A 21,135-nucleotide genomic window follows, 5' to 3' on the forward strand; every position below is an offset into this window, starting at 1 on the left:
TATGTCAGTTCGGGCAGATAGTGTAGGGGTGTGAGCATGTTGACGACTACAGGACACCGACTGCCCGGAGCCCCCGGCCGCCTGGTCACCGAGACCGCCGCCTGGGGTGCCCTGATCGTTCTTGTCGCGATCAGCTACGTCGTGGCAGGAACCAGCGGCCTCGTCGCGACGGTGGGCGGACGCGCGTACACCGCTATGGGAGAGTCGCTGAGCGCCGGAGGCTTCGACAACCAGATGGGCAGTCTGTCGCTGCTCATCGTCTTCACCCTCTCCTGCGCCGGCCTCTTCATCCCCGCCAAGGTGTTCGCCTCCCGACCTCCGGCGGTGCGCAAGACCGCTCTGTCGATCTCAGCGATCGTCGAAGCCGCCATCCTCGTCGTCCTCAGCCTCGCTCCCAGTGCCTGGCTGACCTGGGTCGCGGCCCTGTTCCTCGGCGCCGTGGTGGGCCTGCTCATGAGCATCAATCCCTTCAGACACGAGAAGCCATGGCGCCGTGTCGGCATTCCCGCGGCCGTCCTCGTGTTCGTCTCCTGCGCTTTCCAGATCCTCGGCGGCTCCGCTGCGGGAACCCAAGCGCTCGGATGGGTGTCACTGCTGGTGGGCATCGGCATGGCCGCCGGTTCCGTGATCATCTTCCTCACCCCCGAACGCGCCCTGCACGCGGAGTCCGCGACGACCGGGCAGTTCCCCGAACTCAAAGCCCGGGTGGCCCGCCCCGCCGAATCGATTTCGAATCCGTGGGTGTGCATCGGCCTCTTCGCCGTCCTCGGCGCCACCTTCATGCTCGCTCAGCCGACGGCGATCGGCCACGGCTACGGTCAAGCTGGCTTCGCGGTCATCATCGCCTGCTGTCTCGTCGGATGGGCAATCGGATTCGAGATGGGTCCGACCTTCGCTCCCGGAATGTCCCGTCCGCGCGTGTCCACTTTCGCCCTGCTCGTCTCCGGTGTGCTGCTGCTGGCCACCGGCAGCATCAACGAACTCTCCGGCAAAGTCGTGCTCTCGGCCGCGATCGCGTTCCTCGTCGGCATCGGCGTGCGCGCGCAGCCCTATGACTTCTCCCGCCGCTACGGTGCCGTCGCCGGTGCCGGCCTTGCCCTGGTGATCAACGCACTCGACCTCGGCGGCACAGTCGAAGTCGGCTCGAGCCCCGACTGGGTTCTGGCCCCCAGCGACGTCGCGTTCCTCATCTTCGGCATCGCCGCCCTCATCGCCGGAGTCATCGGACTCTTCACCTTCGACCCGCATAAACTGCAGGGTCTGTCCGTCGACATCGTTCACGGATTCCGGCCGCCCACGCAGCCCGAGACCGCGGCCGGCGGACTCGGAAACTCGGCCGAACGCCTCGGCGCCGGATTCTTCATCGCCATCGAAGGCGGAGACGGTTCGGGCAAATCCACGCAGATCAAACGCATATCCGCTGCCCTGGCCGATGACGGCTATCACGTGGAGTCCACTCGCGAACCCGGCGGCACCGAACTGGGCACGAAGATCCGCTCCGTCCTCTTCGACTCGGATCCGCCGAGCCCGCGTACCGAAGCCCTGCTCTTCGCCGCTGATCGTGCCCACCATGTGGCGTCCCTGGTCGACCCCAGCCTCGATGCCGGAAACATCGTCATCACCGACCGATATATCGATTCGACGATCGCCTACCAGTCGGCCGGCCGCAGCTTCGACGAGAAGACGATCCTCGCGCTCAGCCGGTGGGCCACCCAGGGGCTCGTGCCGGACCTGACGATCGTCCTCGACATCGAACCCGAGGTCGCCGCCGAGCGGATGGGCAAGCGCGGCGACAGCAACTACCTCGACCAGGAGAACCAGCAGTTCCACCAGCGGGTGCGCCAGACCTACCTGTCCCGTGCCCACAAGGAACTCGACCGGTACGTCGTCCTCGACGCTTCGGTCGACGCCGATGAGCTCACCGAACAGATCCTCGCAGCCATCCGCGCCCGCCTTCCGCAGACGCTGGTCAAACGCGACACCGGCACCGAGGCGGCCCCCGCCTCAACGTCGACGGCTGAGGCCGACAACGGTCCGGAACGCAGTTCCGTGCCGATCGCTGCCGTAGCCGCCGGGACCGTGCCCGACGACGGCACGGCCGAGGCAGACGACGGTTCCGACGACGCCCACTCCGGCGACAGCTCTGCAGACTCGGTCGATGCCCGCGAGACTGAAGACGACGCCGTCGATGGCAGCGAAGCAATAGGCGAAGCAGCCGCTGATGCAACAGACACCGACGATATCGACGATGCGGTGCACGAACGCGGACCGCGCTTCGTCCCGGCCTCCAGCGATCGGTTCGTTCCCTCTGCGATCACCGACGCCGAGGCCGAGATCTCCGGCGCGGTTCCCACCGAACGCGTCGACCTCGGGGCCGATCTGCGGGAGGATCCGGCCGCCTCGGCGAATGTGGAACGCTCCGCCGCTTCCGCATCCCCGGCATCCGCGGATGAGAATGCGGACCGGGATTCGGAAGGCGATGAGGAGGAACTTCCGTCCTTCTTGGAACCGAAGGGCTCGCATCGTTCAGATGAGGCCCCGAACCGTTCCGACGAGGACGCGGCGACCACGGTGCTGCCGGCCAGCGGGACCGCCTCGGAGGCGCTCGTCGACGACAGCGACGAGGCCGATGGGGTGCCGACGGACCGAATCGCCACGGACGAGAATGCTGAGACTCGGATCGTCAACCGCGTCGACCCCGAAGACGCCGAAACTCGCGTTGTCCACCGTGCCGATCCACCTGCCGAAACCGGCACGGATGACGCAGCAGGCGACTCGGTCGACGGCGGGGACGCCGAGACCACGGTTCTGCCAGCCCGCACCTCCCGCGAGATGAGCCGTGAACGACTGCAGGCTCAGGCCGAGATCGAACGGCAGGCTCGGGAGCGCTTGCGCCGGCAGCGCGAACGCAGCAACCGTCGCTTCACCAACCGGGAGGATTCCTGAAGTGAGCGTCTTCGACGAACTCGTCGGCCAGGATGACGTCATCACCCAGCTCGGCTATGCGCTCGACAACCCGGCGGCGATGACCCATGCGTGGCTGTTCACCGGACCGCCCGGGTCGGGCCGATCGAATGCGGCACGCGCCTTCGCCGCCGCGCTCATCTCCGGGGGCACTGAATCGAATGACGTGACCGCCCGAGTGCTGTCGGGTCATCACGAGTCCCTGACGATCATGTCGACGCAGAAATCGGTCATATCGATCGAAGAGGTCCGTGAACTCGTGTCCAAGGCACAGGCGTCGCCCGTGAACTCGAAATGGCGCGTCGTCATCATCGAAGATGCCGACCGGATGATGGAGCGCACCGCGAACGTGCTGCTCAAAGCCATCGAAGAGCCGCCTCCGGGAACCGTGTGGCTGCTGTGCGCGCCGAGTCCGATCGATGTGCTCACCACCATCCGGTCGCGGTGTCGTCCTGTGCGACTGCGCATCCCCTCTCGGGATGCCGTGGCACAGCTGCTGATGCAGCGCGACAACGTCTCGGAAGATCGCGCACACTGGGCTGCCGCAGTGGCCCAGAACCACATCGGGCGCGCGAAATACCTCGCACTCAACGAATCGGCTGATGCCGAACGTAAACAGATTCTCGCGATCCCCGGCAAACTCACCTCCGTGGGGGCGACGATCCGTTTGGCCGGCCGCATCGTCGACAACGCTGCCGAAACCGCGAAGTCACGAGTCGAAGAGCGCAACGCCGCCGAGCGGACTCAGCTGCTGACCACCTTGGGTGTCGAAGGGGAGAAGACGATTCCGCCGTCGGCCAGAGCGCAGATCAGGAAGCTCGAGGAGGAGCAGAAGCGCCGCTCGGTGCGGGCCCGCAACGATGAGCTCGACCGGATCTTCCTCGAACTCATGAGCCTCTACCGCGACATCCTCATGTACCAGCTGGGGATCCGTGACGGGTGGATCAACGCGGGCGAAGTCGACCTCATCGCCGAACAGGCGAACCGGGATGGTCCCGACACCACGCTGCTGCGCATCGACGCCATCACCGAGGCTCGCCAGCGTCTGCAGACGAACATGTCGCCGGTGCTCATCGTCGAAGCAGCCTTCGTGCTGCTGTCGAACCCCTGGCTGCAGGAAGACCGCACCGGCGCGATCTGAGTTCCGGGGCCCGACAGCTGCTGGGGGAGCAGCAGGCCCCTCAGCTCTCCGTGAGGAGCTCTGCGACGAGTGCCGCGGTGAGTTCGATGCGGCGGGGAATCCAGATCTGCAGAGCATGTTCGGTGCGGGCGTGGGATCCTCCGCCGACTGTGCCGAGACCATCAAGAGTCGGTGTTCCGACTCCGGCGGTGAAGTTGCCGTCAGATCCGCCGCCGACTGCGACCGACCGCAGCGGTGGATGTCCGAGTCGTCCGGCCAGACGTTGGGCTCGGGCATAGAGGCCCATGGCCATGTCCTCTTCGAGCGGTGCGCGGTTGATGCCACCCTTGAGTTCGATCTTGGCACCGGCCACGGTGGGCGACAGCGCACGCAGAGCGTCATCGATGCGCACCTGCTCTTTCGCCGAGGCTGCTCTGGAGTCGATGCCGACGACGGCTTTGGCAGGCACGGTGTTCGTGGTCGATCCGCTGGTCATCACGGTCGGAACGACGGAGGTGCCGACCGCGGGCTTGTGCAGTGCGGCGATTTCGATGACCTGGTTGGCCACTTCGATGGTGGCGTTGATTCCCTTCTCCGGTTCGACTCCGGCGTGCGATGCCAGACCGGTGACGTGGAGCTGATAGATCGCCACTCCTTTGCGAGCGATCTTGACGGCACCGTGCGCGGCGCCGCTTTCGAACACGAGAGCGGCCTTCGCCCCGCGGGCTTCGTCTTCGATGATCTGCCGAGAGCCCGGGGAGCCGAGTTCCTCATCGGCAGTGATGAGGAGGCTGACACCATCGAGGCTGCCGAGTTCGGCACGGACCTTCGCCAAGGCGTAGATCGCGATGAGCAGTCCGCCCTTCATATCATCGGCGCCGGGTCCGCGGACCACCCCGTCCTTGACCGAGTACGGGAAGTCGGCGAGCGTGCCGGTGGGCCAGACAGTGTCGTGGTGACCGATGAGCACGACCTTGCGCGGGCCGGTGCCGAAGCGCCACAGCACATGCGGGTGGCCGTCGGTCTCGATGATCTGAGGCGCGGCACCGAGCATCCCGGTGCCGATGCGCGAGACGAGCCGGGCGCTGCGGGCCAATGAAGAGAGGTCGTTGGAGAACGACTCGCATTCGATGAGCGCTTGGAAGTCGCTCATGAAGTCGTCGGAGTCGAACTCTGCCATGGATGTCTCTCCCTCGTGTCTGTGCACCAACTGTCCTTTCAAGGTTAACGGGTGCCGAGACGAGTCCCCGGCGGCACCCGCACTGAGGCGGTCCAGGTGCTCGGTTCTCGCCTGCTGGAGAGGGGGTGACGAAGGTCTCTGTCGGAACCGTCCAGGATGGCATTCGTCGTTTTGACCACCGGCAGAGAAGTTGGCTAAAGTTGGTTCGGTTGCCGCCTTAGCTCAGTCGGCAGAGCGATTCACTCGTAATGAATAGGTCGCGGGTTCGATTCCCGCAGGCGGCTCGGCAACATCACCCCAGGTCAATGGCCTGGGGTGTTTCCGTTGCTGGCACCGTCCTCCTCTCCATGTGTGCCCCGGTGTGCCCCGGGCTGTTTAAACGGTCTAATCCGGCTCGGTCAGCGACCGTTCCGAGATGCTGAACATACAAATTCGTTGTGCTGATAGAGGCGTGTCCGGCCCAGGCCTGAACAGTCGCAGCATCCACACCACGGGCGAGCCATAGGCAGATGGCTGTGTGTCGAAGATCGTGGATTCGACGGTTCATGGCGGTCTGAGACCAATGTGCTGCCTTCTTGAAGCCGGAGGCATGTAGCCGTGCTCCGGTGCCCGACGTGAAAAGTGGGTCATCTCCGGCCTTGCCAGCAGCACATGTCTCGACTAGATGCAGGACGCGATCCGCCACCGGAACCGTACGCGCGCGTCGACCTTTCGTGGTCTTGACGGCGACACCTTCCGGCGCAGCTCTCCGCACCACCAACACAGGAACAGGCACACGAGAGAAGTCTGCAACGGTCACCGCACGCAGCTCGGACCACCGCAAGCCAGTCCAGGCAGCAATGAGCACCAGGTCCGCGGCGCGATCATCGTAGACACGAATGGCTGAAACGACTTCTTCCAACTCAGTCTCAGTCAGGGGCTTCATTCGGCCAGGTTCGGCATCCTTACGTGGCACCTGACTACCATTGACCGGATTCGCGACGATGCAACGTTCGGCGACGCACCAGCCAAAGAAGCTGGCGAGGCTAGCTCGAAACCGGCGAACACTCGCCTCGGCATATTTGACCGACCAGCCGTTGAGTACTCGTTGCACGTCCCTGTCGGTAACCGAGCCAACGGCGCGAGCTGTAAATGCTCCGGGCAGTCGTTGCACCATTGCCGCGTCAGTATGTGCTGTAGTTGCCGCGACAGTCTGTGTGCGTTCCTCCAACCACGGAGAAAGAAGCGAACTCACCGATTGCTTTCGAGCAGACAGATCGACTCCACCGGCTAGTGCGGCCTTCTGGCGCTGTTCCCAGGCCTTGGCCTCACGCTGGGTATTAAATGTGGCTCCATCGACATACCGCCGTCCTTGCTTCACGACCGCACGCCAGCGACCTGAAGGCTCTTTGCGAACAGCCATACTCAGCAGCTCGCCTGTTCTTCAAGCCAAACCTCGACGTCCTCACGACGATAGCGAGGACTCGAATCACCCAATGCGACCCAACGTGGTCCCTTTCCCGATTGTCGCCACCGGCAGAGGGTTGCAGGACTCGTGGCCAACCACTCAGCCACATCACGTGCCGTCAGTAGCCGGTCCATTATTTGCGACTCCATATCGACCAATCCTTAAATCTTGCGATCCGCTACGCCTGCCCGGCGCGGGGGCACCCTCGAAGCTCGTTCCTCGCTCCGAGGCTATTGATGCATGACGTGACACAAGCACCATGTCGAGGGACGATTCGCACTTGCGTAGCAGCTTCCCGACCCGCTCCCGGTCTTCCTCATCCACCACACAGTCCGCCCACTCACGGAGTGCAGCAACCATGTCCCCAGCTTCCAAATGCGAAATGGGTGTGTACTCGAAATTGCTTTCATGCATGTTCAGCAACACTTTCCTTCACCCTCCTCAGGTACGTGTCGTAGCTAGTGAAATCAGCCCGGTAACGGCGCTGACCCATCCCGGGACGCTCGATGAGTCCCTGGCCAGGTTCGAAAGCAGCGACGATTGGTGCCCACTCCGAAGCATGATCGTGGAGCATCCCTACGGCATCAGCGTTGTCGACCCGCAGAGTATGCCGAACCCCGAAATTGCTCCGGCTATCCGTGTCCAACGACTTTGCCGAAAGTCGCTGCCCGAGCAGCAGCACACGAACGCCACTCTTAGCACCCTCTGCAAGTAGCCGAGCAACACCGGCTTCGATCTTCGGACCAACACGCTCAGCAGACTTGCGCTCTTTTGTTACATCCTCCGCAGCCGCAGCCCGAATGATTCCCGGCCATTCCTCCAGTACCACCACCATGCACGGCAATTCAGCCGAGAAGTCACCCGGCCCCAGCTTGTCTATGCCGTTGGCAGCGAGCTGCATTGTCCGTCGATCCATCTCTGAGACGATGGAATTGAGAACATCGAGAAAGTGAGCAAACGTTGGACTTTCACCCGCTGTCGCAGGCACAGCAGCCCGACCGCCAGCAGCCACGAAAGGCCCCAGCAGTACCCCGGTTGGGTCCAAACCGCACACCTCAACAGCGGTACGCCCAGCCAGGCCAGACAGCCGCGTATACTCCTGAACTGACTTCCCGCTGCGGGTCATGCCTTGAACGGCTGTGTGCGTAGCCTCAAATGGATCCCACCACACATCGGAACCAAACTCATCGACACCAATCCGGACCGGCGACTGATCAGCGGACGGCTCGACTGAAGTACGTGACCCTTGCAGAGGGTCCGACCAGAGCACACGGAGCACTGTATAAGGACCATCCACCTCGGACCTCAGCAACAGCGACCATGCGCCAGTGACCTCTCTCAATGTCTGCGCGAATCGCTGAACTGATTCAATCGATCCCACGTCCTCTGCCGTCGTTCCAGCCTTGGCACGACGTACCCGCAACGTCATACCCGCAGCCGTTGCCGACGCCGAGACGAGGCGAGGAACATCGAAGAATCTTTCTGTGCGGTGTCGTGGCAACAGGCCAACTACATACAGACTCCACCGAGCAAGGTCACTCCACGAATGATCGTCCTCCTCGGTGAGGTTCGGGTTCCTTTCGAGTCGCGCCTTTCGAACTTCATCCTCTGACTGTCCATGACCTGACCGCCACGAGATGTACGGCCACAAAGTCGTGACCTGAACCGAAGCCCGAGCCACTCCGAATGAGACACCCGACCGCCGACCGACGAACAGCACGCGCAGCAGCTGCCGCATCGGCAAGGCCACAGCGCCGCCAATGAGCCAGCCAACCCAGAGAACGCCGTGCAGCAGCGTCGAGTCGGTCAATCCAACGATGATCCCAACGAGGACACCGGCAACCAGGCCGCGAGCCGCCCAAGCTGCCCAACCAGCAAGACCACGTAGAATCGTCACGGCACATCACCACGTGCATCTTGAAGCTGCTCGGTGTGATGGGCCTCCGGCGAGGGGCAGGCGTGCTTACCAGGCTGATGACCTGCCTCTCGCTCCTGAACTTCCTGCATAACACGGCGTTCGAACGCCTGACCGCGATCACGGCCAAGAGCAAACAGGCCGTAAAGCAAAAGCATTGCCAGAATCGCGGCGAGGGCGCCGAGGCCCACGAGCTGCCAAGCCCACCACGAGTTGAATAGTGAACCGAGCAGATCGAACCCCGACACAGGGGGCCACTCAATCCAACCCATTTCACTCACTCCGTCCCTTCGAGCTTTCCGGCGCAGTCTGAGGCTTTCCAGTAGCAGCACTAACCGGCTCGACACTCGCACAACTAAGCGAGACGCCTGCCCTATCGCCCATCTGCCAGAAGAAGGCCTCGAAGCCGCCGAACCTGACCTCAGTCATCGGCGGGATCGACGGCTCAGTCGCAGACGCCACGCGCACCTTGACGACCTCAGCCGAACCCCCGTCAGCGGGACGGTGGAGCGTCTCAAGCTCCCACTGAGGAACCTGCTCCCGATCCGAGCGCTGCACCCCATCTCTATCGACGCGCGGGGTCACACTGATCACCTGAAAGCTTCCGTTATTGGTCTCGCTAAGAATCATTCTCTGCATCGTGATCGCTCCTCTTTCACAGTTCGAAATCATCGAGATTAGGAAGATCGTTCAACTCGCGAACAACCCTTATTGCATTGCCATGAGCATCCTCATCGCCACGAGCCACAAGTTCGACATACCCACCAGCGGCGAGCCGACGTACCGAAGCGCGAGTCTTGCCGTACTTCAATCCGGCCTCCTTAGCAATGGCGCTAACACTCACTGATACAGGTTCGCTACTGCCAACACCGCATCGAGCCACCAGCCGGTCGAAAACAGCTTCGTCCCTCGTTCGGTTCCGTTCAGACACCTCAATGAACGCGTCGATGTCAGTCATGATCTTCTCCGCTCAACTTCCGTCGGACCTCAGTCATCACAGATGAGCTGATTCGCACATACCCTCTTGGACGCCCAGCCTCCACGCCCCGTTCACGGTCGATAAGGCCCAAAGATTCCGACCTTGCAAGAGCACGACGGAACGTATTCGCTGACATCGTTGTTTCGCGTACCAGCCGCGCAACATTGACCGCAGTAAAATCTTCCGTCAAACCTGTAGCGTGCTCCACCACCAGAAGCAGCGCCACCACGACCGAAGGATCAACAATCCCGTCCTCATTCATGGCCCGCTTCAGTAGCACACTCGCCAGCGCTCCCATCTCTGCGTTGCTTGCCACGCTGTTCGTAGTCATCGCCCCGCTCCTTTCCTCGTTGGTAAATCCAGTCTACCCAATATGGGCAGCAGAAACAAGACCTACTTATAGAGTTCCCAGGCGAGCCTGTCGCCTGTCCCATCAACCGCACCTGGTGGTGGCTCATGACCAGGCAGAAGAGCCTTTACGACCTCCCAGTTCTCACCCGCAGCCGCATCGAGGGCCAGCGCCAGTAACTCCGGGTCAGACCGTCGCAGCGCGTCATACGAACTCCCGTCAGCCACCCACTGGACCGGCGCAGCCTCGGTCTCCTCTATCACCTCCTGGTCCGTCTTCTCGCCCACTTCATAACGAGCCTTCAACCCGCGAGACCAGGTGATCGCCCGCCGGCCCTTCGTCCCCTCGTAGTAGTCCACCCACAGCCGGCGACGCTGGGGGAGGGGCATTGGGTGATCCGAGTCCAGCAGCTCGAACGGCACGAAGTTGTCACCACGGCCCCGCTTCACATCAGCCCGAGCAAGCTCAGCCGAGGCATCCCACTTCTCCGTCTTGCTCTTCCCCTCGGCCTCCTGCAGCTTCGCGAGATAGCGGCCCAGCACCTGACCATCCTCATCGACCCGCTGCACATCGGTCCCATGCTCACGAGTCGGTAGCTTCCCGGTCGCCTTGTGCGCGAACCGCGCCCAACGGGTATGCAGCTCATCCCCGAACGCCGCCACCTCAGTGTCAGACAGCTTGTCATCGGTGAAGAACAGAGCGTGAATGTGCGGATGCCAGCCATTCGACCCATAGGTCACTTCGGTGCTGCGGATGTAGCCTGAGACTCGGTACCGATCCTGTGCGCCCTGCGTGGACTTTGAACCAACCCACGCGCTTCCCTGCAGCAGCTTCCGCCACGAACCGAGAACGGCATCCATGCTCTGCTTCAGCGGATCGGTCCGATCATGACGGATCGTCAGAGTCACGAACAGAATCGACCCGCCAGCCGCCTGATGCGCCTCCACCGCCTGCGAAATCTCACGAGCACGCTCCGCCCGGATCACCGCCGAGCAGATCGGGCAGGCGTGAATCGATCCGCAGCGCTCCGTCCCCGAAAAATGCGCGAACTGACCATCCGAATGCACGGATACGTTCTCACCTATCCGCCAACCGCACCGAGCCGGACGAGGCGGACGCACCCAATCCGACTCCAGCACCTCCCCGCTCTCCGTATCCACGAACAAGCCGTCACCCAGCTCCTCGATGGTCGAAGAGTCCACTGCATCAGCAATCAGCCACTTTGAGGATTGAGACCGACGCATGAACCGCGATCGACGCAGCCCGTCAGGTGTTGGCCGTTTGCCGGTGTCGAAACGATGTTCGCTATGTACCAAGGGCGGCTCTGCCGCTGCGCCTTCGTCGCTGCTGCGCGCGGACTTCGTCCGTGCTCGCGCTCCGAGGCTTGCCGCATCGCCGCCGTGGCCTTCGGCCACAGAAACCCGACCGGTACGGCTGTTTTCCGACCAGGCAGACCGGCGGTGTCCGTGCTCCTGGCTATAGTGATTCTGTGCAGATGACTGCATTCATCTGTAGGTGCTGGGGCTTGTGCCCCCGGCGTGCCCCGAGATCGAAACCAGCGGTCTCGGGGCTTTGCCTTGCAACGATTGGAACTGCCGAAACCGCTACTTATCTGGCAGTCGCCGCCCTCGTAATGAATAGGTCGCGGGTTCGATTCCCGCAGGCGGCTCGGCAACATCACCCCAGGTCAATGGCCTGGGGTGTTTCCGTTACTGGCAGGGACTGCTGAAGGTTTGGTTGACTTCACGACTGGATAAATTCCAGGAAGGATGGAAGTCATGCCAAAGATCTACACCGATGAGTTCAAGCAATCAGCGCTCGAGCTCCTGGGCGAGGGGATGACCCAGAAGCAGGTCTGCGCCGACCTCGGCATCTCGAAGTCAGCTCTCCAGGCCTGGGTACGTGACTCGCGGCTACGCGAGCACGGACTCGAGCCCTCCCGTGATGTCGAGGAGTCTCGCGCCCAGGCGGCAGCGCTGAAACGCATTCGCGAGCTCGAGAGGGAGAACAAGATCCTCCGCGAGGCTGCAGCGTATCTCTCGCAAGCGAACTTGAGGCTCGGTGGTCATCACCCAAAATGATGTATCCGCTGGTCCTCGACCTTGCTGCCACCGGGGTGCCGGTGGCAGTGGCCTGCCGGGTCCTCGGTTTTACCAAGCAGGGCTTCTACAAGTGGTGCGCGAAACCTATCTCTGACCGGGATCTCGAGGAGGCGCACTTGATCAATGCCGCCTACGACGTGCATACGGACGATCCCGAGTTCGGGCACCGGTTCATCGCTGATGAACTCCACGCGTGCGGATATGAGGCGTCAGAGCGTCGTGTGTGGCGGCTGTGCTCGCAGCAGGAACTGTTCTCCCTCACGATCAAACGGGCCCGGAAGCACGGTAAGAAGCCCGGCCCGCCAGTGTGTGATGACCTCGTCGAACGCGACTTCTCAGCGTCAGGCATCAACGAACTATGGTTGACCGACATTGTGCGCCACGAGGCGCTGTTGAACCGAGTGGAGGTGAGAGACCACCACCGCCTGGCTGTCGCAGCAGCCAGGTGAAGTTGAGGGCAGCCTGAACTCCGGGATGGGAGCGAGGGCGGGAAGCAGCCCTGACAACGCCGAGACGATTCCAGTACTGCCAGATGGGTCGGGCTCGGCTAACACGACGGAGAGGTACACGCATAGGAACCAGTGTCCGAACGCTCCTCAAGTCAGACCACCGACTCGAAATCTGGTGGATCGGGGTCGGGTTGCATCGCAGACCGAGGCTGGTGTGCCAGTCGAGGGAACTTCCGGATCGGAGAATGTCGCCGGTCCGGGAGGCCATAGTGAAAGCCTGCGGCGTAGCTATGGCGAGGATGCAGGAGTAAAGCTGGGTACCGATCCCGTCAATCGGTTGAATAGTGAACGTGGGAACCCCGCCGCTGGTCCCTGCTGACCACGGATTCCATGCGTGGTCGGCAGGGAAGGTCCGTCGCCGACTGATACCAGTGGTGTGGGGGCGGAGAGTCCGTAGTAGTCCGAGGTCGGGAAAGCCGACCACATGGCGAAGGGACTCAGTGCCGATTCCGCAATGAAAGTAGGGATGAAAAGGAGGGACACCGGTGAATACGGGTGTGTCGGGGCCAGTCGATATTACTTCGGCATGGCATCGAGTACTTACGATCCAGACGAAATTGCACCAATGGGCGCGCACCGATCCGGGGCGTGTCTTCGATGATGTGTTCAACCTTGTCCACGATCCGGCCTTCCTCGTAGCAGGGTGGGATCGAGTGCGGGGTAACAAGGGCGGTCGGACTGCTGGAGTCGATGGGGTCGCACCCCGGTCCCTGCTTCATGGTCAGGCCGTTGAGGTGCTCACTATGATTCGCCGCCAGGTGAAGACTGGTGAGTTCCGACCCTTGCCGGTGCGTGAGCGCAGGATCCCGAAGTCGAATGGGAAGACTCGTTCGTTGGGGATTCCAACGCTGGCCGACAGAGTGGTGCAGGCGTCGCTGAAGTTGGTGCTGGAACCGATCTTCGAGGCGGACTTCTATCCGTCCTCGTATGGGTTTCGGCCGCGTCGGCGTGCGCAGGACGCGATTGCTGAGATTCATAAGTTCACGTCGAGGCCTTTGAATTATGAGTGGGTCTTCGAGGCTGATATCACTGCGTGTTTCGACGAGATCGATCACACTGGTCTGATTCAGCGTTTGCGTGAACGAATCACGGACAAAAGGGTCCTGGCTCTGGTCAGAAGGTTCCTCAAGGCAGGCATCCTCAGCGAGGATGGTGTCAATAGGAACACTCACACCGGCACCCCGCAAGGAGGGATACTTTCACCACTTCTGGCCAATATCGCCTTGTCTGGGCTTGATGATCACTTCCAAAAGAAGTGGGAGTCGCTGGGTCCGAGCTGGACGCGAGCGAAACTGCGCCGTAGGGGCATCCCGGTGATGAAGCTGATCCGGTACGCGGATGACTTCGTTGTCCTTGTCCACGGTTCGGTCGAGCACGTGGAGGCACTGTGGCACGAGGTGGCTGAAGTGCTCGCGCCGATGGGTTTGCGCCTATCGGTGGAGAAAACGAAAGTGACTCACATTGATGAGGGGTTCGACTTCTTGGGCTGGCGCATCCAGCGTAGGATGAAGAGGGGAACCAGCGGTCAGGCTCAGGTGTATACGTATCCGTCGAAGAAGTCTCTGGCTTCGATCAAGGAGCGTATTCGCGGTCTGACTCGCAGAGCGCAACATCGGACGCTGGCCGATCTTCTCCGCCGGGTGAACCCGGTGTTGAGAGGGTGGTGTGCGTATTTCCAGCATGGGGTGTCGAAAGCGACATTCAGTTACGTTGACCATTACGCGTTCTGGCGGATCGTCAATTGGTTGAATAAGCGTCACCCCAAGCTGAATAAGCATACTGTGGTGCGTCGTTTCCTCCCTGGATGGGAGATACGGACGGAAGGAGTCGAGTTCTTCCGGGCCTGTCGGGTTCCAGTGACTCGCTATCGGTTCCGGGGAACTCGTATTCCCACGCCATGGGACAGTGCTGCGGCTTGATTGGCATGGAGAGCTGGATGCTCAGGAATGGGCACGTCCGGTTCGGAGGGCGGGCCGGGGAAACTTACCAGTCGTGAGGCTGGCAGAGCGCCCCGGTCCGACCCTACTCGGAGCACCACACCGATGAGGGCAAGCTGTACTTGTGCGCGGTCAAGGACGTGTTCAGCAACAGAATCATCGGCTATGCCATCGATTCGAGGATGAAATCTCGCCTGGCGGTGGCGGCGATTGATGATGCTGTGGCCCGTCGTGGCGGGTCTGGAATGATTGCCGGGTGTGTCGTTCACTCGGATCGCGGCTCGCAATTTCGTTCTCGGAAGTTCCAGCAGGTTCTACGGCATTACGGGCTCGTGGGGTCGATGGGAAGGGTTGGTGCTGCTGGTGATAATGCGGCGATGAAATCGTTCTTCGCCGTGTTGCAGAAGAACGTCCTCGACCGGGGCCGTTGGGACACGCGAGCGAGGTTGCGCACAGCGATCGTGCACTGGGTCGAACGAACCTATCACCGGAAGCGTCGACAGAGGAGACTGGATAAACTGACCCCGGTTGAATACGAGCTTGTTCACCACAAGGCCGTCGCTCTGGCGGCATAAACCCTGGAGTCAACTAAACCTTCAGCAGTCCCTACTTCTCGACCGGTAGGTTGATGCGCCGGCACAACGCGTCACGCGCTACAACCGTGTGCGCGGTCTTCTCCAGATCGAGGATCAACCGATCATGCTCGGAGATCTCATCCACGGTGCCAAGAACCATAGACGCCAGTGTGGCACAACGGGCGAAATTTCATACTTTTAGAGGATGCGAAGAAGCTTCAAGCGCACATAAAGTTGCGGATACATCAAGGAAGGATGTGAAAAATGACCGCAATTAGAAGAAGCACTATCGTGATCGCTTCAGTAGTTAGTTCGACGGCCATGCTGCTGGGAACCGTAGCTCCAGCGCAAGCAGATGTGCCCACCACGTTGCAAAAGGTTTCCACCACGAGCTTCGCTGACAAATCCTGCATGAAAGAAGTCAAGCGGGCCTACGAGAAGGTCGGCCAAGAGGTTAGCACTGGCGACCTCGAGATCTGTAAAGGGAATGTGACCGTCGAAGAAGCACCGACTGAGACGGTCGATGTCGGAGAGGCCAAAGCACTCGCTGCTACCCAAGACATGAGCAAGCAGGAAACTGCTCAGGTCGTCCAGGCCGCAAAAGCAGGGAAGATAAAGAGCAAGAAGTGGAAGCACGCCTATTGGGGCGGCTCCAACTATGAGAAGCATGCTGGTAGAACCTACTGGAACGGCTCGAAAGCTTGGGTTAAGAAGTACAAGGGTAAGACCGGCTACCACACCTGCCACTCCGAAGGGTCATGGCAGGTTGGATGGTCGGTGAAGCCAACCAGATGCACCAAACCCAAAGCTGGCACCTATGCTGATTCCTACTACCGATTTGACGCTTCGCTCTTCGTGAAGGGCAGCCCAATCACTCTCGGAGTGGGCCTGCACTACCGAACGTCCAAATCAGGGGCCGTAAAAACCTGGCAGGTTGGCGGCTAAGATTGAATCACTTCTGGAGGCAGTCAGGACTAGACAGATGCAGGTGAAAGACATGGCGACCGAACAGCGTGAGCGACTCATGTCGGCGACAGAATGGAAGTTCATTGGCTTCCTCGCCCTTGCCTTCATGCTGACTCCGATCTTTTATGGCCTTCCGCTACTTAGCCCATTGTTCGCCATGAGCACGAGCGTCCGGACACACAGAACGAAAATGGTATGGCTCTGGGTCGTTGCGTCGCTCCTGGTTTTGATGTCGATCGCACCGTTCCTCCTCAGGCTCGCTGGACTGAGCAATTTCGTCGTTGAATAACGATGTTATTTGTCACCCTTGGTGCACATACAGTGCGGACCTGAATACAGCGAACCCCTAATGCAAACAACCCCTGAGCCTCATCGCCAGGGGTTGTTTGCACGGATCCACCCGTTGCCCATATCCCGCGTGTCACCCCTGGTAACTCTCGCGTGCCTGGCGTTTAGCTTCGTGCATGATCGTCAGGCACCTGAACGCAAGTGATCTCGGTAGGACCGTGACTCTACCGACCCTCGCAGCTCTAGGCCGATGCCGTACCGATGCCGTAGTGGCACACTCCACTCCATTACCCTCGAAACCACCATCGACACCAGCAACCTCCGCATTGGCAACCACCTCCACTTGGTACCCAACGACGCGACCGTGTACGTCACCACCGGAGTGAGCGGCGTCAAGTATGGCACCACGCTCGGCAAGTGGGATAAGGGCGATCCAGTCTGCGATTGGCAGGACTTCCTCATCTCGCAGGGGTACAGGTTCAAGAGTGACGGATACTTCGGTGACGACATCGTGAAGGGCACGAAATTATACAGACGCTCAGCGCTTCTTCACCGGTTTGAACGACGTCGAGCACTTCCACATCGTCTTGCCCTTCTTTGCCGTCACGGTCACCTTGACGGCCTTACCGGGGGTAGCGCCGGAGATGTAGTACTTCAGAGAGGCCTTGCCCTTCTTCGATGCGGTGGCCTTCTTCTTCGTTTTCGTCGTTTTGTAGTGCGCGCGGGTCTCGACCTTGGCCTTCGAACCGACCTTCGAGACGTTGGCCCAGGTGTTCGAGTACTGGCGGGGCTTCGAATTCGACATCTTCACTGCGCATTTCTTCGTCGCAGCTTCGGCGGGTGCCGCGTCGACGGCGATGGGTCCGGCGAGCAGACCGACTGCAAGGGTCAGTGCCATGAGCTTCGAGCCCGTCTTCGTGCGGGCAGGGGTGGTCAAGGACATGATTCTCCAAGGGGATCAGAACTGATAAGTCGATTCATCATAACCACTTCTGTTGTCAAAGCTAATCGGCATTCCGGGCGCTCCTCGACAGCGGTCCGGTGAGGGCCTGGAAGAGGGGCTGAGTGCGGATGGGATGGCCCGTCGAGCAGCTCGAATGCCATGTGTTGATCATCACTGGAAACTGGTAGACAATAGAAGGGCACACTACTGAACGATTGATCAGTCAGCTCGATTCCCGTCCGACCTCGCCCGCGCTCCACGCGCGTTCGAGCACGGAATCGGACCGGCGGCAATCGTGAAGCTGACACAGGAACCCAACATCGGGCCGTTCGCCGGGGTCTCTGCCGAGACCTCGTGCACGGCCCTCAGACTGTGAGGAACATATGAGCGAAGCGTTCATCTATGACGCAGTGCGCACCCCACGCGGTAAGAACCGCGGCGGGGCGCTGCACAGCGTCAAGCCCATCGATCTCGTCACCGGCCTCATCGACGCCGTACGCGAGCGCAATCCGGACCTCGACGACTCCCAGATCGACGACATCGTCCTCGGCGTCGTCTCTCCAGTCGGCGAACAGGGCAGCGACATCGCCCGTGTCGCCGCGATCGCCGCCGGCCTCGACGAGTCCGTCGCCGGCGTTCAGGTCAACCGCTTCTGCGCCTCCGGGCTCGAAGCCGTCAACATCGCCGCCCAGAAGGTCGGCTCCGGATTCGAGAACCTCGTACTCGCCGGTGGCGTCGAGTCGATGTCCCGTGTGCCGCTGGGATCCGACGGCGGAGCCTGGGCGCAGGATCCGACGACGAACTATGACACGTACTTCGTGCCCCAGGGAATCGGTGCCGACCTCATCGCCACCACCGAGGGCTTCAGCCGTGCAGACGTGGACGCCTTCGCCGCCGAATCGCAGAAGCGAGCCGCCGCGGCCTGGGAGAACAGCCTCTTCGAGAACTCGATCATCCCGGTCAAGGACATCAACGGCATCACCGTGCTCGACCGTGACGAGCACATGCGCCCTGGCTCGACCGTCGAATCGCTGTCGCAGCTGCCCCCGGCCTTCGCCAAGCTCGCCGCACAGACCGGGTTCGACGAGGTGGCTCTGCAGAAGTACCACTGGATCGAAGCCATCGACCACGTCCACACCGCCGCGAACTCCTCCGGAATCGTCGACGGTGCAGCGCTTGCCATCCTCGGCGACGAGGAAGTCGGTCAGAAGATGGGGATGAAGCCCCGCGCCCGCATCGTCTCCACCGCAGTCACCGGGTCCGAGCCCACCATCATGCTCACCGGTCCGTCCCCGGCGACGAAGAAGGCCCTCGACAAAGCGGGTCTGACCGTCGACGACATCGATCTGTTCGAACTCAACGAGGCATTCGCCGCCGTCGTGCTCAAGTGGATGAAGGACCTCGACATCCCCCACGAGAAGGTCAACGTCAACGGCGGAGCCATCGCCATGGGCCACCCGCTGGGAGCCACCGGCGCCATGATTCTGGGCACTGTCCTCGACGAACTCGAGCGCCGCGACCTCAAGCGTGGACTCGTCACCCTGTGCATCGGCGCAGGAATGGGCATCGCGACGATCATCGAAAGGGTCTGACATGACGAACACTGAAACGACCGCTGCAGACTACCCGCGCACCACCGATGCCGATGGCATCGTCACCGTCGTCATCGACGAGCCCGGTGCCAAGGTCAACACCATGAACGACTACTTCGCGGCCGCCCTCGAGGCGACCGTGGAGTGGCTCGAAGCCAATGTCGACGACATCAGCGGTGTCGTCCTCACCTCGCCGAAGAAGACCTTCTTCGCCGGCGGCAACCTCAACAAGCTGCGTGAAGCCAACCCCGAGAACGCGGCAGAGGAATTCGAGGCCGTCGAACACCTCAAGAAGGTGCTGCGTCGCCTCGAGACCTTCGGCAAGCCGGTCGTCGCGGCCCTCGGCGGTGCGGCTCTGGGCGGCGGACTCGAACTCGCCCTGGCCGCCCACCATCGGATCGCCGCCGATGACAACCCGAGTGCCCGCTTCGGCTTCCCCGAGGTCTCTCTGGGCCTGCTGCCCGGAGGTGGCGGAGTCGCCCGGTCGGTGCGCATGCTCGGCATCCAGACCGCGCTGCAGAAGGCCATCCTGCCGTCGACGAAGTTCAAGGCTGCCGACGCCCAGGCACTCGGCCTCATCGACGAACTCGCTCCCGCGGCCGAACTCGAATCCAAGGCCAAAGCCTGGATCAAGGCCAACCCCGAGGCCGTACAGCCGTGGGACGTCAAGGGCTTCAAGATCCCCGGCGGCTCCCCGTCCTCGCCGAAGATCGGAGCCATGCTTCCCGCGCTGCCCTCCCTTCTGCGCAAGCAGGGCAAGGGTGCGCCGATGCCGGCTCCGCGCGCCGTGGTCGCCGCTGCGGTCGAGGGCGCACTGGTCGACATCGACACCGCGCTGACGGTCGAGTCTCGCTACTTCGTCAACGTCACCCATACTCCGGTGGCGAAGAACATGATCAAGGCGTTCTTCTTCGACCTCGGCCACATCAACTCCGGCGGCTCGCGCCCTGACGGTGTCACACCTCGTCAGGTGAAGAAGCTCGGCGTGATCGGTGCCGGAATGATGGGGGCGGCGATCGCCTACAGCGCTGCGAAGTCGGGCATCGAGGTCGTGCTCAAGGACGTCGAGCTCGCCAACGCGGAGAAGGGCAAGGCCTACGCTGCCAAGCGTGAGGAATCGGCCCTGGCCAAGGGCAAGACCACCGAGGCGAAGTCGCAGGCTGTCCTTGATCGGATCACCCCGAGCGCCTCGGCCGAGGATTTCGCCGGTGTTGACTTCGTCATCGAGGCGGTCTTCGAATCCGTCGATCTCAAGCAGAAGGTGTTCCAGGAGATCCAGGACATCGTCGAGCCTGATGCGGTCCTCGGTTCGAACACCTCGACCCTGCCGATCACCGACCTGGCCAAGGGCGTCACCCGGGACAAGGACTTCATCGGCGTCCACTTCTTCTCGCCGGCTGACAAGATGCCGCTGGTCGAGATCATCTGCGGTGAGAACACCTCCGACGAGGTCCTCGCCCGCACCTTCGACCTCGTGCAGCAGATCCGGAAGACTCCGATCGTCGTCAACGACTCCCGCGGATTCTTCACCTCCCGTGTCATCGGCACCTTCATCGCCGAGGCGGTCGCCGCCGTGGGCGAGGGAGTGGAACCGGCCAGCGTGGAACAGGCGGCCCTGCAGGCCGGGTATCCCACCGGTGCCCTGCAGCTGCTCGACGAACTGACGCTGACTCTGTCGCAGAAGATCAACCAGGAGACTCGCGACGCGGTCGAGGCCGCGGGCGGCACCTGGGTCTCCCACCCCTCCGAAGCCGTCTTCGACTGGATGGTCGAGCAGGGACGGACCGGACGTAAGGACGGCGCCGGCTTCTACGACTACGACGAGAACGGCAAGCGCACCTCGCTGTGGGCCGGTGTGCGCGAGAAGTACGAGTCCGGGTCGAACGACCAGCCCTTCGCCGATCTCCAGGAGCGGATGCTCTTCGCCGAGGCGATCGAGACGATCAAATGCCTCGACGAGGGTGTGCTCACCTCGGTGCCGGACGCGAACATCGGTTCGATCTTCGGCATCGGATTCCCCGCGTGGACCGGCGGCGTGCTCCAGTACGTCAACCAGTACGAAGGCGGACTGGCCGGCTTCGTCGACCGGGCGGATGATCTGGCTGCGAAGTACGGCGAGCACTTCACACCGCCGGCCTCACTGGTCGAGCGCGCGAAGACCGGGGAAACCTACGAGTAAGAGGAGACCTCTGGAATAGCCTGTTGGCCTTCCGGTGTTGTCCAGTCGCACTGAGACTTCAGTGTCACTGACATCTACCGGAAGGCCATT

The 21,135-nt window shown here is 61.8% G+C and carries 19 protein-coding genes, 1 tRNA gene and 1 pseudogene; 11 read left to right on the plus strand and 10 right to left on the minus strand.

Annotation, left to right across the window (positions count from 1 at the left end; all coding sequences use genetic code 11):
- Window positions 1-36 precede the first annotated feature (36 nt).
- Complete coding sequence (gene tmk, locus CXR29_RS04130) at window positions 37-2,946, plus strand: dTMP kinase (RefSeq protein WP_127363979.1); 2,910 nt, start codon at window positions 37-39, stop codon at window positions 2,944-2,946.
- Between the two features lies 1 nt (window position 2,947).
- Entirely contained in the window at window positions 2,948-4,105 is a 1,158-nt protein-coding gene (locus CXR29_RS04135) for a DNA polymerase III subunit delta' (protein ID WP_062244797.1), read from the plus strand.
- Window positions 4,106-4,145: 40 nt separating this feature from the next.
- Here CXR29_RS04135 and CXR29_RS04140 read toward each other — a convergent pair whose 3' ends face one another.
- A complete protein-coding gene (locus CXR29_RS04140; protein WP_101594347.1) occupies window positions 4,146-5,264 on the minus strand; it encodes a M20/M25/M40 family metallo-hydrolase in 1,119 nt (372 codons plus the stop codon).
- 211 nt (window positions 5,265-5,475) lie between these two features.
- Between CXR29_RS04140 and CXR29_RS04145 the strand changes: the two genes are divergently transcribed.
- Window positions 5,476-5,548: transfer RNA gene (locus CXR29_RS04145), tRNA-Thr, on the plus strand.
- Window positions 5,549-5,556: 8 nt separating this feature from the next.
- Here CXR29_RS04145 and CXR29_RS04150 read toward each other — a convergent pair.
- From CXR29_RS04150 to CXR29_RS04180, 7 genes are all read right to left on the minus strand, one after another.
- On the minus strand, window positions 5,557-6,666 hold the full coding sequence (locus tag CXR29_RS04150; RefSeq protein WP_127363980.1) for a tyrosine-type recombinase/integrase: 1,110 nt from the start codon (window positions 6,664-6,666) through the stop codon (window positions 5,557-5,559).
- A 2-nt stretch (window positions 6,667-6,668) separates the two neighbouring features.
- Window positions 6,669-6,860: a helix-turn-helix transcriptional regulator gene (locus CXR29_RS18000; RefSeq protein ID WP_127365260.1), complete on the minus strand. Its 192-nt coding sequence runs from the start codon at window positions 6,858-6,860 to the stop codon at window positions 6,669-6,671.
- A gap of 257 nt (window positions 6,861-7,117) precedes the next feature.
- Complete coding sequence (locus tag CXR29_RS04160) at window positions 7,118-8,521, minus strand: hypothetical protein (protein WP_127363981.1); 1,404 nt, start codon at window positions 8,519-8,521, stop codon at window positions 7,118-7,120.
- Between the two features lie 83 nt (window positions 8,522-8,604).
- Window positions 8,605-8,898 carry a hypothetical protein gene (locus tag CXR29_RS04165; protein ID WP_127363982.1) on the minus strand — a complete coding sequence of 98 codons (294 nt, stop codon included), beginning with the start codon at window positions 8,896-8,898 and terminating at the stop codon, window positions 8,605-8,607.
- Between the two features lie 383 nt (window positions 8,899-9,281).
- A complete protein-coding gene (locus CXR29_RS04170) occupies window positions 9,282-9,584 on the minus strand; it encodes a hypothetical protein (protein ID WP_127363983.1) in 303 nt (100 codons plus the stop codon).
- On the minus strand, window positions 9,577-9,936 hold the full coding sequence (locus CXR29_RS04175; protein ID WP_127363984.1) for a hypothetical protein: 360 nt from the start codon (window positions 9,934-9,936) through the stop codon (window positions 9,577-9,579). The genes CXR29_RS04170 and CXR29_RS04175 overlap by 8 nt, the downstream gene beginning before the upstream one ends.
- A gap of 62 nt (window positions 9,937-9,998) precedes the next feature.
- Window positions 9,999-11,369 (minus strand): protein rep, encoded by a 1,371-nt coding sequence (locus tag CXR29_RS04180; RefSeq protein WP_127363985.1) that lies wholly within the window; start codon window positions 11,367-11,369, stop codon window positions 9,999-10,001.
- Between the two features lie 363 nt (window positions 11,370-11,732).
- On the opposite strand from CXR29_RS04180, the gene CXR29_RS18005 reads away from it, so the two are divergent.
- The 4 genes and pseudogenes from CXR29_RS18005 to CXR29_RS04200 all read left to right on the plus strand — a co-directional run.
- Complete coding sequence (locus CXR29_RS18005) at window positions 11,733-12,035, plus strand: transposase (protein ID WP_062861102.1); 303 nt, start codon at window positions 11,733-11,735, stop codon at window positions 12,033-12,035.
- Window positions 12,032-12,505, plus strand: a complete 474-nt coding sequence (locus CXR29_RS04190; RefSeq protein ID WP_127363986.1) for an IS3 family transposase — start codon at window positions 12,032-12,034, stop codon at window positions 12,503-12,505. The genes CXR29_RS18005 and CXR29_RS04190 overlap by 4 nt, the downstream gene beginning before the upstream one ends.
- A 545-nt stretch (window positions 12,506-13,050) precedes the next feature.
- The gene (ltrA, locus tag CXR29_RS04195) at window positions 13,051-14,484 is read left to right on the plus strand and encodes a group II intron reverse transcriptase/maturase (RefSeq protein WP_101596958.1); all 1,434 of its coding nucleotides are present in this window, start codon (window positions 13,051-13,053) and stop codon (window positions 14,482-14,484) included.
- 107 nt (window positions 14,485-14,591) lie between these two features.
- Window positions 14,592-15,077: pseudogene (locus CXR29_RS04200) on the plus strand (transposase); the annotation flags it as partial.
- A 31-nt stretch (window positions 15,078-15,108) separates the two neighbouring features.
- On the opposite strand, the gene CXR29_RS17850 reads toward CXR29_RS04200, so the two are convergent.
- On the minus strand, window positions 15,109-15,237 hold the full coding sequence (locus CXR29_RS17850) for a hypothetical protein (protein WP_257904184.1): 129 nt from the start codon (window positions 15,235-15,237) through the stop codon (window positions 15,109-15,111).
- A gap of 104 nt (window positions 15,238-15,341) precedes the next feature.
- Between CXR29_RS17850 and CXR29_RS04205 the strand changes: the two genes are divergently transcribed.
- Window positions 15,342-16,022: a hypothetical protein gene (locus CXR29_RS04205; RefSeq protein WP_127363987.1), complete on the plus strand. Its 681-nt coding sequence runs from the start codon at window positions 15,342-15,344 to the stop codon at window positions 16,020-16,022.
- Between the two features lie 52 nt (window positions 16,023-16,074).
- Window positions 16,075-16,332: a hypothetical protein gene (locus tag CXR29_RS04210; RefSeq protein ID WP_127363988.1), complete on the plus strand. Its 258-nt coding sequence runs from the start codon at window positions 16,075-16,077 to the stop codon at window positions 16,330-16,332.
- A 537-nt stretch (window positions 16,333-16,869) separates the two neighbouring features.
- Here CXR29_RS04210 and CXR29_RS04215 read toward each other — a convergent pair.
- Window positions 16,870-17,274 (minus strand): hypothetical protein, encoded by a 405-nt coding sequence (locus CXR29_RS04215; protein ID WP_127363989.1) that lies wholly within the window; start codon window positions 17,272-17,274, stop codon window positions 16,870-16,872.
- Window positions 17,275-17,657: 383 nt separating this feature from the next.
- On the opposite strand from CXR29_RS04215, the gene CXR29_RS04220 reads away from it, so the two are divergent.
- Window positions 17,658-18,866 (plus strand): acetyl-CoA C-acetyltransferase, encoded by a 1,209-nt coding sequence (locus tag CXR29_RS04220; protein ID WP_127363990.1) that lies wholly within the window; start codon window positions 17,658-17,660, stop codon window positions 18,864-18,866.
- Window position 18,867: 1 nt separating this feature from the next.
- Window positions 18,868-21,045, plus strand: coding sequence for a 3-hydroxyacyl-CoA dehydrogenase NAD-binding domain-containing protein (locus CXR29_RS04225; protein ID WP_127363991.1), 2,178 nt, complete (start codon window positions 18,868-18,870; stop codon window positions 21,043-21,045).
- The last annotated feature ends 90 nt before the right edge of the window (window positions 21,046-21,135 follow it).

The organism is Brevibacterium linens (assembly GCF_003999335.1).
GTDB classification, from domain to species: domain Bacteria; phylum Actinomycetota; class Actinomycetes; order Actinomycetales; family Brevibacteriaceae; genus Brevibacterium; species Brevibacterium linens.